The 14,966-nt window shown below is 72.1% G+C and carries 15 protein-coding genes; 9 read left to right on the plus strand and 6 right to left on the minus strand.

What is annotated here, in order from left to right; translation table 11 throughout:
- The first annotated feature begins 234 nt into the window (after positions 1-234).
- Together J7I94_RS35770 and J7I94_RS35775 are read left to right on the plus strand one after the other, a co-directional pair.
- On the plus strand, positions 235-885 hold the full coding sequence (locus J7I94_RS35770; RefSeq protein WP_215174200.1) for a TetR/AcrR family transcriptional regulator: 651 nt from the start codon (positions 235-237) through the stop codon (positions 883-885).
- A gap of 307 nt (positions 886-1,192) precedes the next feature.
- Positions 1,193-2,722 carry an MFS transporter gene (locus J7I94_RS35775; protein WP_215174202.1) on the plus strand — a complete coding sequence of 510 codons (1,530 nt, stop codon included), beginning with the start codon at positions 1,193-1,195 and terminating at the stop codon, positions 2,720-2,722.
- A gap of 105 nt (positions 2,723-2,827) precedes the next feature.
- On the opposite strand, the gene J7I94_RS35780 is transcribed toward J7I94_RS35775, so the two are convergent.
- Complete coding sequence (locus J7I94_RS35780; RefSeq protein WP_215174204.1) at positions 2,828-3,343, minus strand: MarR family winged helix-turn-helix transcriptional regulator; 516 nt, start codon at positions 3,341-3,343, stop codon at positions 2,828-2,830.
- Positions 3,344-3,446: 103 nt separating this feature from the next.
- Here J7I94_RS35780 and J7I94_RS35785 point away from each other — a divergent pair, with 103 nt between their 5' ends.
- Positions 3,447-4,232 (plus strand): dioxygenase, encoded by a 786-nt coding sequence (locus J7I94_RS35785; RefSeq protein ID WP_215174206.1) that lies wholly within the window; start codon positions 3,447-3,449, stop codon positions 4,230-4,232.
- On the opposite strand, the gene J7I94_RS35790 is transcribed toward J7I94_RS35785, so the two are convergent.
- A complete protein-coding gene (locus J7I94_RS35790) occupies positions 4,220-4,762 on the minus strand; it encodes a GNAT family N-acetyltransferase (protein ID WP_215174208.1) in 543 nt (180 codons plus the stop codon). The two genes, J7I94_RS35785 and J7I94_RS35790, sit on opposite strands and share 13 nt — an antisense overlap.
- 204 nt (positions 4,763-4,966) lie before the next feature.
- Here J7I94_RS35790 and J7I94_RS35795 point away from each other — a divergent pair, with 204 nt between their 5' ends.
- Together J7I94_RS35795 and J7I94_RS35800 are read left to right on the plus strand one after the other, a co-directional pair.
- Positions 4,967-5,965 carry an RNA polymerase sigma factor RpoD/SigA gene (locus tag J7I94_RS35795; protein WP_215174210.1) on the plus strand — a complete coding sequence of 333 codons (999 nt, stop codon included), beginning with the start codon at positions 4,967-4,969 and terminating at the stop codon, positions 5,963-5,965.
- A gap of 595 nt (positions 5,966-6,560) precedes the next feature.
- The gene (locus J7I94_RS35800; protein WP_215174225.1) at positions 6,561-7,175 is read left to right on the plus strand and encodes a TetR/AcrR family transcriptional regulator; all 615 of its coding nucleotides are present in this window, start codon (positions 6,561-6,563) and stop codon (positions 7,173-7,175) included.
- Here the strand turns inward: J7I94_RS35800 and J7I94_RS35805 are convergent.
- Positions 7,156-7,344 carry a hypothetical protein gene (locus J7I94_RS35805; protein WP_215174212.1) on the minus strand — a complete coding sequence of 63 codons (189 nt, stop codon included), beginning with the start codon at positions 7,342-7,344 and terminating at the stop codon, positions 7,156-7,158. The genes J7I94_RS35800 and J7I94_RS35805 overlap by 20 nt on opposite strands.
- Positions 7,345-7,466: 122 nt before the next feature.
- Here J7I94_RS35805 and J7I94_RS35810 point away from each other — a divergent pair, with 122 nt between their 5' ends.
- Genes J7I94_RS35810 through J7I94_RS35820 form a run of 3 tightly spaced genes read left to right on the plus strand, consistent with a single transcriptional unit; the run spans position 7,467 to position 11,223 of the window.
- A complete protein-coding gene (locus J7I94_RS35810; RefSeq protein WP_215174214.1) occupies positions 7,467-8,228 on the plus strand; it encodes a DeoR/GlpR family DNA-binding transcription regulator in 762 nt (253 codons plus the stop codon).
- Entirely contained in the window at positions 8,225-9,172 is a 948-nt protein-coding gene (pfkB, locus tag J7I94_RS35815) for a 1-phosphofructokinase (RefSeq protein WP_215174216.1), read from the plus strand. The genes J7I94_RS35810 and pfkB overlap by 4 nt, the downstream gene beginning before the upstream one ends.
- A gap of 20 nt (positions 9,173-9,192) precedes the next feature.
- The gene (locus tag J7I94_RS35820) at positions 9,193-11,223 is read left to right on the plus strand and encodes a fructose-specific PTS transporter subunit EIIC (protein ID WP_215174227.1); all 2,031 of its coding nucleotides are present in this window, start codon (positions 9,193-9,195) and stop codon (positions 11,221-11,223) included.
- A 76-nt stretch (positions 11,224-11,299) separates the two neighbouring features.
- Here J7I94_RS35820 and J7I94_RS35825 read toward each other — a convergent pair whose 3' ends face one another.
- The 3 genes from J7I94_RS35825 to J7I94_RS35835 all read right to left on the minus strand — a co-directional run bounded on the left by J7I94_RS35825 (position 11,300) and on the right by J7I94_RS35835 (position 14,047).
- The gene (locus J7I94_RS35825; protein ID WP_215174218.1) at positions 11,300-12,052 is read right to left on the minus strand and encodes a DUF6227 family protein; all 753 of its coding nucleotides are present in this window, start codon (positions 12,050-12,052) and stop codon (positions 11,300-11,302) included.
- Between the two features lie 157 nt (positions 12,053-12,209).
- Positions 12,210-13,415: an Ig-like domain-containing protein gene (locus tag J7I94_RS35830; protein ID WP_215174220.1), complete on the minus strand. Its 1,206-nt coding sequence runs from the start codon at positions 13,413-13,415 to the stop codon at positions 12,210-12,212.
- Positions 13,416-13,672: 257 nt separating this feature from the next.
- Positions 13,673-14,047: a MerR family transcriptional regulator gene (locus tag J7I94_RS35835; protein ID WP_215174222.1), complete on the minus strand. Its 375-nt coding sequence runs from the start codon at positions 14,045-14,047 to the stop codon at positions 13,673-13,675.
- A gap of 83 nt (positions 14,048-14,130) precedes the next feature.
- Between J7I94_RS35835 and J7I94_RS35840 the strand changes: the two genes are divergently transcribed.
- Complete coding sequence (locus tag J7I94_RS35840) at positions 14,131-14,949, plus strand: SDR family oxidoreductase (RefSeq protein ID WP_215174223.1); 819 nt, start codon at positions 14,131-14,133, stop codon at positions 14,947-14,949.
- The last annotated feature ends 17 nt before the right edge of the window (positions 14,950-14,966 follow it).

A 14,966-nucleotide genomic window follows, 5' to 3' on the forward strand; every position in this document is an offset into this window, starting at 1 on the left:
GGGTTCTGGGGCGGGGCCGCGAGGGGGGACAGGGGGGCAGGTGCGGGGCGGGAGTGGACCGGACGTGTGACACAGGTCACGACATATTGCCGTGGGCGGGGAAATAACCGGGGATCGTTTCCCCGTTTAGACCTGTGTCCGCGCGAAACGGGGACTGGTTCCCCGGTTCGCTACCGAGCACTCGCCACGAGCACTCGCCGCGAGTGTCAGCCACACGCCACGAAGGAGTACGCCGTGCAGACCGCGACCCCCGCGCAGCGCAAGGTGGCCCGGCCGCGCGCCGACGCCCTGCGCAACCGGGAGCGGATCCTCACCGCCGCCCAGGAGATGTTCGTCGAGCACGGCCCCGACGTGCCGCTCGACGAGGTCGCCCGCCGGGCCGGTGTCGGCAACGCCACGGTGTACCGCAACTTCCCCGACCGCGACGCCCTCGTCCGCGAGGTCGTCTGCTCGGTCATGGACCGCATGGCGGGGGCGGCCGAGGTCGCGCTCGCCCGGGGCGGTGACGCCTTCGAGGCGCTGGAGCGCTTCGTGCACGTCGCCGCCGACCAGCGGATCAGCGCCCTGTGCCCGATGGTCTCCGCCACGTTCGACCGGTACCACCCCGACCTGGAAGCGGCTCGCCGACGGGTCGAGGGGCTCGTCGGCCAGATGATGGACCGGGCCAGGGCGGCCGGTCAGCTACGGGGCGACGTGGGCGTCGGCGACCTGCTGGTGGCCGTGGCCCAGCTCAGCCGGCCGCCGGCCGGTACGCGGTGCCTGGGCGGCGACCGCTTCACCCACCGTCATCTCCAGCTGTTCCTGGACGGGTTGCGGGCTCCCGCCCGTTCCGCCCTGCCGGGCACGGCCGTCACCGTGGAGGATCTGCGCCGGCCCTGCGAATAGTCCCGTACGCGTCGCCTCATCCGTCCGAGTACTTCCGCACCTCCGTCCGAGAGCACCTCTCACCGGTCCGGCGTCCGGTTCCGAACCCGGTCCGGGCACCGGCTCCGAAGGCCGGCCGGTCGTGAGCGTGGACGGGCCGTGATCCGGCCCTGCCCGCTGCCGCCCCGGCGTTTCTCATCAGCGTCGACACCGGTGTCGATGTCACCGTCGATGTCGTCACCGACTCAGCCTTTCCGTATTCGTTCCGTTTTCCGTTCCGTTTTCCGTTTCGTTTTTTCCGTCACGACGTCCCGAAGTGGGTACCTCCATGTCCGAAGCAGCCGTCAAGGCTCCCGGCGTCCCTGACGCCAATCGCTGGAAAGCGCTCGTCTTCATCGCGCTCGCCCAGCTGATGGTCGTTCTCGACTCGACCATCGTGAACATCGCCCTGCCCTCCGCCCAGCAGGACCTCGGCATCTCCGACGGCAACCGTCAGTGGGTCGTCACGGCCTACGCGCTCGCCTTCGGCGGACTGCTGCTGTTCGGCGGCCGGATAGCCGACCTGTGGGGCCGCAAGCGCACCTTCGTGGTCGGGCTGATCGGCTTCGCGCTGGCCTCAGCGCTGGGCGGCGCCGCCACCAACGAGGCGATGATGTTCGGCGCCCGCGCGCTCCAGGGTGCCTTCGGCGCGCTGCTCGCGCCCGCCGCGCTCTCCCTGCTCGCCGTGACCTTCACGGACGCCAAGGAGCGCGCCAAGGCGTTCGGCATCTACGGTGCCATCGCCGGTGGTGGCGCGGCCGTCGGTCTGATCCTCGGCGGGTTCCTCACCGAGTACCTGGACTGGCGCTGGACGTTCTTCGTCAACATCCCGTTCGCGGTGGTCGCCGCGGCCGGTGCCTGGTTGGTCGTCCACGAGCCGGCGGGCAGCCGCAACCGCTCGACGCTCGACGTCCCCGGCGTCATCCTGTCCACCCTGGGCCTGGTCGCGCTGGTCTACGGCTTCACCCGCGCCGAGTCCGAGGGCTGGAGCGAGGCCACGACGGTCGGCATGTTCGTCGCCGCCGCCGTCCTGCTGATCGCCTTCGTGCTCGTCGAGTCCAAGGTGAAGGCCCCGCTGCTGCCGCTGCGCGTGGTCGCCGACCGCACCCGCGGCGGTATCTACCTCTCCCTCGGCCTCGCCATCATCGGCATGTTCGGCCTGTTCCTGTTCCTCACCTACTACCTCCAGATCGTCAAGGGCTACTCGCCGGTCAAGACCGGCTTCGCCTTCATGCCGATGGTCGTGGGCATGATCACGGGCTCCACCCAGATCGGCACCCGGCTGATGACCCGGGTCGCGCCCCGGTTCCTGATGGGCCCCGGCTTCCTGGTCGGCGCGGTCGGCATGCTGCTGCTGACCCAGCTGGAGATCGACACGTCCTACGCCGCGGTGCTGCTGCCCGGCATGCTGCTCCTGGGCCTCGGCATGGGTACGGCGTTCATGCCGGCCATGTCCATGGCCACCCAGGGCGTGCGGCCGCAGGACGCCGGTGTCGCCTCCGCGATGGTCAACACCTCCCAGCAGGTGGGCGGCGCGATCGGTACGGCCCTGCTGAACACGATCGCCGCCTCGGCCACCACCACCTACGTCGCCGACCACATCGGCGGCGCCTCCGGCCGGGCCCAGCAGCAGCTGGTCCAGCTCCAGGGGCAGGTGCAGGGGTACACCAGCGCGATCTGGTTCGCCGTCGGCATCCTGGTCGCGGCGGGCGTGATCGCCCTGACCTTCGTCAACGCGGGCCGTCCGGGCGGCGGCGCGGTCGCCTCCTCCGGTGAGGGCGCCGAGGACGAGCTGCCGGTCCCGGTCATCGCCCACTGACACCTGGACGCCGTACCCCTTCGGGCACCACCCGGCACCACCCGTACGGACGGGGAGGGGACGCCTCGTACGTACGGTCCCGGCGGACCTGTCCCGGCCGCGCGCTCAGCGCAGCCAGGGCAGGTCCGCACCCGCTTCGGCGGGCTGGAGTCCCTCGGCGACGATCCGCATGATCTCGCCGAGGGACTCCTGCTGTTCGGGGGTGAGCCGGTCGAACACGGCCTGGCGGACGGCGGCCACATGCCCCGGCGCGGTCCGCTCCAGTACCGCGTACCCCTCGTCGGTGAGCACCGCGAACTGGCCCCGCTTGTCGGAGGGGCAGTCCTCGCGGCGCACCCAGCCGTTCTTCTCCAGCCGCGCCACCGCGTGCGAGAGCCGGGACCGGGTGATCTTCGCGGACCGGGCCAGCTCCGTCATCCGCAGCCGCCGTCGCGGCGACTCGGCGAGCTTGACCAGCAGCCCGTAGTACACGTGCGGCATCCCCGCGTCCCGCTGGAGCTGGCGGTCGAGATGGTCCTCCAGGAGGGTGGCCGCCTCGATGTACGAACGCCAGACGAGCTGCTCTCCGGGGCCGAGCCAGCGCGGTTCGCCGGCGGATGCGGGGGTGGATGCCGTGTTCATGGGTCCACTGTACGAGCCTGCTTCTTGAAGGTTAAACAAATGGGACGTAGTCTTTCCTGTGAACAAGCTTGATATTTCAAGTATGTGTGAGGGAGCCGCCGCCATGTCCGCCGCCACCCGGGAGCGCATGCCCGCCCTCTACCTCAGCCACGGCGCCCCGCCCCTCGCCGACGACCCCGTCTGGCCCGGCCAGCTGGCCGCCTGGTCCGCCGCGCTGCCGCGCCCGAAGGCGATCCTGGTCGTCTCCGCCCACTGGGAGGAGGCCCCGCTCGCCCTCGGCGCGGTCGAGACCGTCCCCCTCGTCTACGACTTCTGGGGCTTCCCCGAGCACTACTACCAGGTGCGTTACGCCGCTCCGGGCGCCCCCGCGCTCGCCGAGTCCGTCCGCAAGCTGCTGCGCGCCCCCGGCACGCCCGTGCAGGACGTCCCGGACCGGGGCCTGGACCACGGCGCCTACGTCCCGCTCGTCGAGATGTACCCGGACGCCGACCTGCCCGTCCTCCAGGTCTCCCTGCCGACCCTCGACCCGGCCCGGCTGATGGAGATCGGGCGGCGGCTGGCGCCCCTGCGCGACGAGAGCGTGCTGATCCTCGGCTCCGGGTTCTTCACCCACAACCTGGCCGCCCTGCGGCAGGCCGGCACCCCGGCCTGGTCCGCCGAGTTCGACGACTGGGGGCGGCGCGCGCTGGACGCGGGTGACGTGGACGCCCTGCTCGACTTCGGTCACAAGTCCCCGGCGGGCCGGCTCGCCCACCCGCGCACCGAGCACTTCGCCCCGCTGTTCGTGACGCTGGGCGCGGCGGACGCGGCCGGCGAGCTGGGTGCCCAGCGGTCGGTGATCGACGGGTTCTGGATGGGGCTGGCGAAGCGGTCGGTTCAGTTCGGCTGACCGGCCGGCCCCTGGAGTTCCTTCTCGTACCAGGCCACGTCCCAGTACCGCCCGAACTTGCGGCCCACCTCCCGGTACGTGCCGACGTGCCGGAAGCCGAAGCGTCGGTGCAGCCGGGCCGACGCCTCGTTGGGCTGGGCGATGCCCGCGTAGGCACGGTGCACGTCCTCGCCGGCCAGGGCCTCGAAGAGGCTCCGGTAGAGCAGGGTGCCGATGCCCCGGCGCCCGGCCCCCGGCGCCACGTACACCGTGGTCTCCACGGAGGTGGCGTACGCGGGCTTGGGGCGCAGGGGGCTCGATGTGGCGTACCCCAGGATCCGCTGTGAGTCCGTGTCCGTGGCAACCATCAGGCGATGCGGTCCGTCTACAGGGTGGGAGAGCAGCCACGGGAGGCGCTCCTGAGGGGTGAAGACCCGGGTGTCGAAGGTGACGGCCGTCTCACTCACGTAGTGGTTGTAGAGATCGGTGAGGGCTCCGAGGTCCCCCTCGAACCCCGGCCTGACCTGGACCTCCGCACCCTCTGACGGCATCGCGCCTCCTCGTGTGGCGGCACAGGGTACTGCATGATCAGAAAAATGGGGTGACGGGTTGGGAATTCTGTCCGGATTCCAGTCGTTGTTTCCATCGGATGCAGGGCACCCGACCAGAGTCCGGAAGCACCACCGAGCCGGCCCGGGAGGGCGCCCGGAGTCCTGAGAACCACCCGCTGACCCCACCATCGCAAGGGAGCACGCATGGCAACCCGTGCCGTCGCCCGTCGTAAGTCCGCCAACGGCGAGACGAGCGACGCGGCAACCAGCGTCCGCGCCAACGGCGGCGAGCTCGCCGACCGCGATCTGGTCGGCATGTACCTCGACGAGATCGCGCGGACACCGCTGCTCGACGCCGCCAAGGAGGTCGAGCTGTCCCAGACCATCGAAGCGGGTGTGTTCGCACGACAGGTTCTTGAAGGCTACGAGGAGACCGGGGCGGACGCCAGTCGTGCGGAGCTCCAGGCGCTGGTCGACGAGGGCGAGCGGGCGAAGGACGTCTTCATCCGGTCCAACCTCCGCCTGGTCGTCGCCGTCGCCCGCCGCTACCCCCGCAGCGGGCTGCCGCTCCTCGACCTGATCCAGGAGGGCAACGCCGGCCTGGTCCGCGCGGTGGAGAAGTTCGACTACCGCAAGGGCTTCAAGTTCTCCACGTACGCCACGTGGTGGATCCGGCAGGCCATCACCCGGTCGATCGCCGACCAGTCCCGCACCATCCGGCTCCCCGTCCACCTGGTGGAGGAGCTGGGCCGCATCCGCCGCGTGCAGCGCGAGTTCGCCCGTGAGCACGGCCGCGAGCCGGAGCACGCCGAGATCGCCGCCGAGCTGGGCTCCACGCCGGAGCGCGTGACCGACGTGCTCGACTGGGCCCGCGACCCGGTCTCGCTGAACATGCCGGTGGACGACGAGGGCGAGACCCAGTTCGGCGACCTGCTGGAGGACTCCTCCGCCGTGTCGCCCGAGCAGTCCGTGATGACCCTGCTGCGCAGCGAGGAGCTGGACGACCTGATCGGCCGCCTCGACCCGCGCACGGCCTCCATCATCAAGATGCGGTACGGCATCGAGGACGGCCGGGAACGTACGCTGACCGAGGTCGGCAAGGAGCACGGACTGACCCGGGAGCGGATCCGGCAGATCGAGAAGCACGCGCTGCTGGAGCTGAAGAAGCTGGCCCGTGACACCGGCTTCGAGGCGGCGGCGTAAACCCGGCGTACGCCGGGTGGTGCGAGGCCGCGCGAAGGCGGCGAAGATGGCTGTGTAACGCTGCTTCAAACGACAGGTCCTGGGAACAAGCATTCAGGGGCTAGTAGTTCGGGCCCGCTGTGTACCCAGTCGTGCCAGTACGTACCCAGTTCGTACCTATCGGTCCAGACCTTTGGTCAGGGCCAGGCCGGTAACCAGGGCCGGTTCTCCGGCCCCCGAGACCACGTCCCGCCGCACTCCCCCCGGCGCCGGGACGTCCCCAGCCGGGCTCGGCGCTCTCCCCCCGGGCGTCCGAGCCCGGCTCTTCGCTGTCCCGGCCCGCCGGACACGCCTGGAAGGCGGGGCACCCCGGACCTGAACCCCGGGGTGGCCCGCCGGATGGCAGATTCTGCCACAGAGGCATAAATTGACGAAGGTGAGCAGCACCACCTCCGATCCCCGCCGGCCCGCCGGCCCCGTGCCGGCCGCCGTTCCCGCCCCCGCCCCCGGTTCCGCCCCTGCTACCGGGTCCGCCCCCGCTGCCGGTTCCGCCCCTGCTACCGGGTCCACCCCGGCCGCCCTGTCGCTGACCGAGCGGCGCAAGGCCGAGACGCGGATGGAGATCGCGCGGGCCGCCGCCCGGCTCTTCGTACGGCAGGGGCTGCGCGCCACCCGCGCCGAGGACATCGCCCAGGCCGCCGGGGTCGCGCCGCGCACCTTCTACCGCTACTTCGCCACCAAGGAGGAGGCCGTGGCCCCGCTCTACGCGGCGGGCGCCCACCTCTGGGCGGAGGCGGTACGGGACGCCCCCGCGGAACTGTCCCCGCCCGAGGCCCTCGATCACGCGACACGGCACATGCTGACGCCCGGCACCGAGGTGTCGGCCGCCTCCTGGGAGTGGACGCGCGCGCTGATCCGGCTGGCCGGGACCAGCCCGGCCCTGCGGAAGGTGTGGGCGGAGGTCTGCCACACCTCGGAATGCCCTCTCGCCCAGGTGCTGGCCGTCCGCGTGGCCCGCGGTGACGACAACGTTGCCGCGCGTCTGGTGGCCTCGCACCGGCTGAGGTTCCCGGCCGCCGTGGCAGTGGCGGCCGTACGGGTGGCCGTGGAGCGGTGGGCCGCCGACGAACAGCCGGGGAACGCCGGCCGAAGCCCCCTCGACGTGGCGCTGCGCCATCTGGAGACGCTGCACGGCTTCCCGTGGGAGACGCTCACCGAGACGGCCGGCTGAACGGGGGAGGGGCGGGCGGACGGCATTCGGTGCGGGTGGTGCCGGTGGTGCCGGTGGTGCCGGTGGTGCCGGTGGTGCCGGTGGTGCCGGTGGTGCCGGTGGTGCCAGTGGTGCCAGTGGTCGCGGTAGTCGCGCTGGTCTCGGTGGTCCAGCGTCCCTGACTGGCCAAGAGTCATGCCCGTTCATGCCCGTTCATGCCCGGTCGTGCCCGAACCTGTTTACTTTCCGGATCGCCAGACATAACCTTCCCTCCGAAACAACACGTTCGGGCAGGAACGGAGGCACACGGACATGTACGCACCGGAGCGGCAGCAGGAGATCCTCCGGCTCGCCCGGGACGGCGGCCGGGTGGACGTGGTGTCGCTGGCGGAGGAGTTCCAGGTCACGGCGGAGACCATCCGCCGGGACCTGAAGGCCCTGGACCGGGCCGGACTGCTCCGCCGGGTGCACGGCGGCGCGATCCCCGCCGGACGCCTCGACTTCGAACCGGACCTCGCCGAGCGCGAGACCACCGCCGCCGACGAGAAGGACCGCATCGCGGAGGCCGCCCTCGCGGAACTGCCGGCCGACGGCACCGTGATCCTGGACGCCGGTTCCACGGTGGCCCGGCTGGCCGCCGCCGTACCGCCCGAGGCGTCGCTCACCGTCGTCACGCACAGCCTGCCCACCGCCGCCCGCCTCGCCGACCACCCCGGCATCCAGCTCCACCTGGTCGGCGGACGCGTCCGGCACCGCACCCGCGCCGCCGTCGACGCCTGGGCGCTGCGCGCGTACGGCGAGATCCGCGCCGACGTCGCCCTGGTCGCCGCCAACGGCTTCTCCGCCGAGCACGGCCTGACCACGCCCGACCTCGCCGAGGCCGCCGTCAAGCGGGCCGCCGTCGCCGCCGCCCGCCGCGTGGTGCTGCTCGCCGACTCCACCAAGTACGGGCAGGAGCACTTCGCCCGCTTCGGCGGCCTGCCGGACGTGGACCTGCTGATCACCGACAGCGGGCTCAGCCCGGACGACGCCGCCGCCATCGAACGCGGCGGCACGGAAGTGGTACGCGCATGATCCTCACCGTCACCCCCAACCCGTCCCTGGACCGCACCTACGAGGTCCCCTCCCTCGACCGGGGCGAGGTCGTCCGCGCCACCGGCGAACGCGTCGACCCCGGCGGCAAGGGCGTCAACGTCTCCCGCGCGGTCACCGCCGCCGGCCGCCGCACCGTCGCCGTCCTGCCGCTCGGCGGGGCACCCGGCGCCCTCGTCGCCGACCTGCTGCACGCGCAGGGCATCGAGGTCGCCGCCGTACCGGTCGCCGGGGCCACCCGCTCCAACATCGCCCTCGCCGAGGCGGACGGCGTCCTCACCAAGATCAACGCGCCCGGCCCCGAACTCACGGACGCCGAACGCGAACTCCTCCTGGAGACCGTACGGAGCCAGTCCCGCCACGCCGACTGGATCGCCTGCTGCGGCAGCCTGCCGCGCGGCCTCTCCCCCTCCTGGTACGCCGAACTGGTCGCCCGCGCCCACACCGCCGGCGTCCGGATCGCCCTGGACACCTCCGGGCCGGCGCTGCTGCGCGCCCTGCCCGAGCGGCCCGACGTGGTCAAGCCCAACGCCGGGGAACTGTCCCAGGCCGTCGGCCGCCCGCTGGCCACCGTCGGGGACGCGGTCAAGGCCGCCGAGGAACTGCGCGGGCTGGGCGCCCGGGCCGTACTGGCGAGCCTCGGCGCCGACGGCCAGCTGCTCGTGTCCGAGGAGGGCACCTGGTTCGGCGCCGCCCCGGTGGCCGCCGTCCGCAGCAACGTCGGCGCCGGTGACGCCTCGCTCGCCGGGTTCCTGACCGCGGGCGGCACCGGCCCCGAGGCGCTGGCCTCGGCGGTCGCGCACGGCGCGGCGGCCGTCGGCCTGCCCGGCAGCGTGATGCCGGCCCCGGCCGACCTGGACCCGGCGGCCGTCACGGTCACGGCCGACGTGCCGGTGGACCGCCCCCTGAAGGAACCGGTGTCATGACACCCGCGAAGGAGCCCGTGATGAGCGACCTGATCAACGCCGACCTGGTCGACCTCGACCTGGACCGGTCCGCCGACAGCAAGGAAGCGGCGGCCCGCTCGCTCGCCGAGCGGATGGCGGCGCTGGGCCGGGTGACCGACCTGGACGGCTTCCTCGCCGACGTGGCCGCCCGTGAAGCCCAGATGCCGACCGGCCTCGACGGCGGCATCGGCATCCCGCACTGCCGCAGCGCGCACGTCACCGAGCCGACGCTCGCCTTCGGGCGCAGCGCCCGGGGCATCGACTTCGGGGCGCCGGACGGACCGGCCGACCTGATCTTCCTGATCGCCGCGCCGGCCGGTGCCGACGACGCCCACCTGACGATCCTGTCCTCGCTCGCCCGGCAGCTGATGAACACCGAGTTCACGGACGCCCTGCGGGCGGCACGGGACGCGGGCGCGGCGGTGGCGCTGATCCGGGGGGAGGAGACACCGCAGGCCTCCGCACCCGAAGCGCCCTCCGCACCGGCAGCGCCCACCGCGACACCGACGGCCGAGGCCCCGTTCCGTATCGTCGCCGTCACCTCCTGCCCCACCGGCATCGCCCACACCTACATGGCGGCCGAGGCGCTGGAGAACGCGGCCCGCGACGCCGGTGTCGAACTCGTCGTCGAGACCCAGGGCTCGGCCGGTTTCACCCGCCTCGACCCCGCGCTGATCGAGGCCGCGGACGGCGTCATCCTCGCCCACGACGTGGCCGTACGCGACAAGGCCCGGTTCGCCGGGAAGGCCACCGTCGACACCGGCGTCAAGGCGGCCGTCAACCGGCCCGCCGAACTGATCGCCGAGGTCCGCGCCAAGGCCGCCCGCGGCGAGGTCACGTCGGGCGCGACACCCGTCGAACGCACTGGCGACTCCCGCGAAGGCTACGGCAGCAAGCTCCGCAAGTGGCTGATGTCCGGCGTCAGTTACATGGTCCCGTTCGTCGCCGCCGGCGGCCTCCTCATCGCCCTCGGCTTCGCGCTCGGCGGCTACGAGATCAACAAGGCCCCCTCGGTCATGGACCACTTCCTGTGGACCCAGGCCGACAGCTGGGCGGCGCTGCTGTTCCAGATCGGCAACGTGGCCTTCGGCTTCCTCGTCCCCGTACTCGCCGGATACATCGCCTACGGCATGGCCGACCGGCCCGGTCTCGTCCCCGGCTTCGTCGGCGGTTCCATCGCGCTGACCATCGAGGCGGGCTTCCTCGGCGGACTGGCGGCCGGACTGCTCTCCGGCGCCGTCGTCCTGGCGATCCAGCGGGTACGCATCCCGGCCCCGCTGCGCGGCATCATGCCGGTCGTGGTCATCCCGCTGATCTCCTCCGCGGTCGTCGGGTTCCTGATGTTCGTGGTGATCGGCAAGCCCATCGCCTCCGCGCAGCAGGCGATGACCGACTGGCTCGGCGGACTGTCCGGCACCAACGCCGTCCTGCTGGGCGCCCTGCTCGGCCTGATGATGTGCTTCGACCTCGGAGGCCCCGTCAACAAGGTCGCCTACACCTTCGCCACCGCCGGCATCGCGGTCGCCGACCCCAGCGACTCCGCGATGAAGATCATGGCGGCGGCGATGGCGGCCGGCATGGTCCCGCCGCTGGCGATGGCCCTGGCGACGACCGTGCGCGGCAAGCTCTTCGACGCCACCGAGCGGGAGAACGGCAAGGCCGCCTGGGTGCTGGGCGCGTCCTTCATCTCCGAGGGCGCCATCCCGTTCGCCGCCGCCGACCCGCTGCGGGTCATCCCGTCCTCCATGGTGGGCGGCGCGCTCACCGGCGCCCTGTCGATGACCTTCGACGCCACCCTGCGCGCCCCGCACGGCGGCATCTTCGTGGTCCCGCTGATCGGCAGCCCGCTGCTGTACCTGGTCGCGGTCGCGGCGGGCGTCTGCGTCACCACCGCCCTGGTGGTCCTGCTGAAGGGCCTGCGCACCCGGACACCGGGCGCGCGGGCCGCCGGGGCCCCCGACGGCACCGCGCCCTCGGCACCGGCACCGGCGGCGGAGGCGAAGACGACGGAGGCGCCGGTGCGGGCGTAGGGGTACTCCACCACGAGTACGCGGCAGATTTACCGGGCGGGCGGTGCCGACGAGGACACCGCCCGCCCGGCCGGCGTCAGGACAGCCGCGCCGCCCGCCGCTCCATCGCACGCCGGGCGGCGTCCTCGCTGACGTACACCTCGCACATGTGCCGCCCGTCGGGCGTCGCCGTGTGCTCGACCTCCCACAGGGAGACCTCCTCACCGCCCCGCAGCAGGAACGCGTGCTCGTAGAGCGAGAACGGCAGCCCGGCGCGGCCCGCGCGGCTGGGGCGGCCGAACGCCTGCGTGATCCGGTGCGCGCACGCCGTCGCCAGCCGCTCGGCGATGTCGGCGCCGGGCCGGTCCGCGTTCTCCGCACGGCGCAGCAACCGGCGCGCGTGGTCCGCCGACCCCTCGGACAGATAGCCGAGCCGCGGAACGGGCACCGGGGACAGCTCGACCTGCACCACCACCGGCAGCTCGAACTCCGCCGTGTCCGGCGGCAGCGGGAGCCGGGCGGTGGCGGTGCGCAGCTCCTCCTCGTCGACGTAGACCTCGTGCTGCGCCGCACCGCCCGGGGTGGTGTTGTGGACCAGCTCCCAGAGGGTGAGCGCCGAACCGTCGGCGAGCAGCCAGGTGTGCCGGTACGTCTCACGGTGCAGCCCCGCGCTGTGGTGCGCGGAGTGCAGCGAGGCGTCGTGCGCCAGCGCGCACTCCAGTGCGCCGAGCGTGTCGTCGGGCAGCTCGAACGAGTTCAGGGCGCGGCCGAGCAGTCGCGCGAGGTGCTCCTGAGGAGACTCGGGCGACTCGGGTGGTTCGTACGCTGCGGTCTCGTACGGAACGCTCAAGGTCTCTCCCGGCGTTGCTGCATGTCACCTGGTGAGTGCATACCGTAGCCCCTCGGTCGGACATCGTGTCCAGGAACCGGGAAAACGTACGCATGAAAAACACGCGGCCCGCGCGAAAAGTTCCCGCGCGGGGCCGCGTACGCTCAAAATCCGCTGCTCAGACGGCACTTCCGGCGACCCACTCGCTCCACGCCATGTTCCAGCCGTTGAGTCCGTTGTCCGGCGCGACCGTCTTGTCCGCCGAGTTCTTGACGATCACGACGTCCCCGAGGAGCGAGTTGTCGTAGAACCACGCGGCCTCGGTGTCGCCCTGCGCGCCCTGTACGTCGGCCAGGCCGACGCAGCCGTGACTGGTGCCCTGGCTGCCGAAGGGCGGATTGCTCTTGCTGTACCAGTAGTTGCCGTGGACGAAGGTCCCGGAGGTCGTCAGCCGCATCGCGTGCGGCACGTCCGGGATGTTGTACTCGTTGCCCAGCCCGACCGTCTGGCTGTCCATCTGGGTCTCCTCGAACTTCTCGGAGATCACCATCTGCCCGTTGTAGGTGGTGTGTTCCGGGCTGCCCGCCGAGATCGGGACCGTCCTGACGGTGCTGCCGTCGCGCACGACCGTCATGGTCTGGGTGGCGGCGTCGACCGTGGAGACCTGGGAGCGGCCGACGGTGAAGGTGAACGTCTTCTTCTGCACCCCCTGGATGCCGTCGGCGCCCTCGACCCCGTCCAGGTCGATCTTGGTCGTCACCTTCGAGCCGGCCTTCCAGTACTCCTCGGGCCGGAAGTCGAGCCGCTGCGAGTTGAACCAGTGCCCGACCACCTTCTGCCCGCTGCTGGAGGTGACCTCGATGCCCGACTGCACGGCCTTCTTGTCGGTGATCGCCTTGTCGAACGTGAACGACACCGGCATGCCGACGCCCACCGTCGCCCCGCCGTCCGGCGTGTACGTGCCGATGAAGCTGTTCTCCTCGGAGACGGTGGTGAAGGCCGAGTCGGCGGACAGCTTCTTGCCGTCGTCCGCCTTCGCCGTCGCCGTGATCCGGTACTTCGTCCCGCGCTCCAACTGCTCCTTCGGCTTCCAGCTCGCCCCGTCCCCGGCCACGGCCCCCGGCACCTCCGCACCCGACTCCACCGCCGTCATCCGTACGCCGGTCAGCGTGCCGTCGCTGACCTCGACGCCGGTGCTGTTGATCGACGCGCCGGTCGAGCCGTCCTTCGCCGAGATGGCGATCCCGGCGCTCGCCTTCTTGGCGTCGGTGTCGGTGTCGGCGCTGGCGTCGCCGCCGCAGGCGGTGAGGGCGAGAGCGCCGACCATCAGGACGGCACTGGCCCCCAGTGCGCGCCGCCGCGTTGCTATGTCCGGCGTTGTCACGGGCTGCTCCAGGTTCGTGGGAAGTACGCGATCCGTTCCAGTACGTGGAGGAGGAGCGAACCCGGTGCCGGTCGGGTTCCCGCCGTTCCCGACGGAGGTCACCGCGTGACAGAACCGCGACAATGTGGCGGAGCCGACGCCCCGGCGAGGCGGACACCGACCGTCGCGCGCCGACGAGTTCGCGCCCAGGACCTTCCCCGGGGCTCTGCCGGGGGCCGCTCGTGGCCGCTCGTCCGCCCGTCAGAACCCCGGCCGCCTCACGGAGCCGGCGGGGCGAGACCGGCGGGGGACGCCGCGCCGGAGAGATACCGCTCCAGCATTTCGCGCCGGTCGGCCAGTTGCCGTTCCTGACGTGCCAGTTGGTCACGGACCTGCCGGACACGGGCGACCAGCGCGTCGCAGTCGCCCCCGGACGACTCCGGCGCGGTACACGGAATGATGTCCCGGATCAGCTGGGAGGACAGGCCGGCACGGTAGAGATCCTGGATGAAGGCGACCTGACGGACCGCCCGCTCGTCGTACTCCCGGTACCCGTTGGCCGTCCGCTCGGCGGGCAGCAGGCCCTGGGCCTCGTAATAGCGCAGCGAACGAGTACTGACCCCGGTGACTCTGGCGAGCTCCCCGATCCGCACGCGTGCCCCCTTTCGACCGCCCCCGGCCGCTCGCGCGGTGGGACTTGACATTGACGTCAATGTCAAACTTTAGCGTAACGGTCATGACAGCGACCCAACCGAACAGACAGCGAACCACCGCCCAGGGCACCGCACTGGTCACCGGCGCGGGCACGGGCATCGGAGCCGCCGTCACCCGGCGCCTGGCCGCACAGGGCAGGAACCTGGTCATGGTCGCGCGTGACGGCGCCCGCCTGGAAGACACGGCACAAAGGCTGCGCGCCGAGCACGGGACCGATGTACTGACCGTGCCGCTGGACCTGTCGCGTGAGGACGGCCCCGCCCGCTTGGCCGAGCGGCTGAAGAGCGCGGGAGTCGAAGTGGACACCCTGGTCAACAACGCCGGTGCCGCCCTGGTCGGACCGGTCGCCGAGGCAGACCCGGAGAAGCTGCGCGCGCTGGTCGGCTTGAACGCCACGGCCGTAGCGGAACTGACCGCGCTCTTCCTGCCCGCCATGGTGAGCCGCGGCCGAGGAGCGATCGTGAACATCGCCAGCACCGCCGCCTACGCGCCCGCGCCCTACAACGCCGCTTACGCGGCGTCCAAGGCCTTCGTGCTCTCCTTCACCCAGGCGCTCTGGCAGGAGACCCGAGGCACCGGAGTACGGGTGGTCGCGGTCAGCCCCGGCGCGGTCGAGACACCGATGAACCGCAGCCGGGTCCCCGGGAAACGGCAGCCCGAGCAGGTCGCGGACACCGTCATGACCGCTCTGCGCGGCCGTGCCCCCACGGTGGTCGACGGGCGGGCCTTCGCCCTCCAGGCCCTCGTGTTCCACCGCTTCCTCCCGACCCGGACAGCGGCCCGCATCACCGGCAAGTTCTTCGGCGGGGCGGCCCGAGCAGGACGCGCCCGGAACGGCTGACCCACGGGTGGGGGCCT

Source organism: Streptomyces sp. ISL-12 (assembly GCF_018614415.1).
GTDB lineage: Bacteria > Actinomycetota > Actinomycetes > Streptomycetales > Streptomycetaceae > Streptomyces.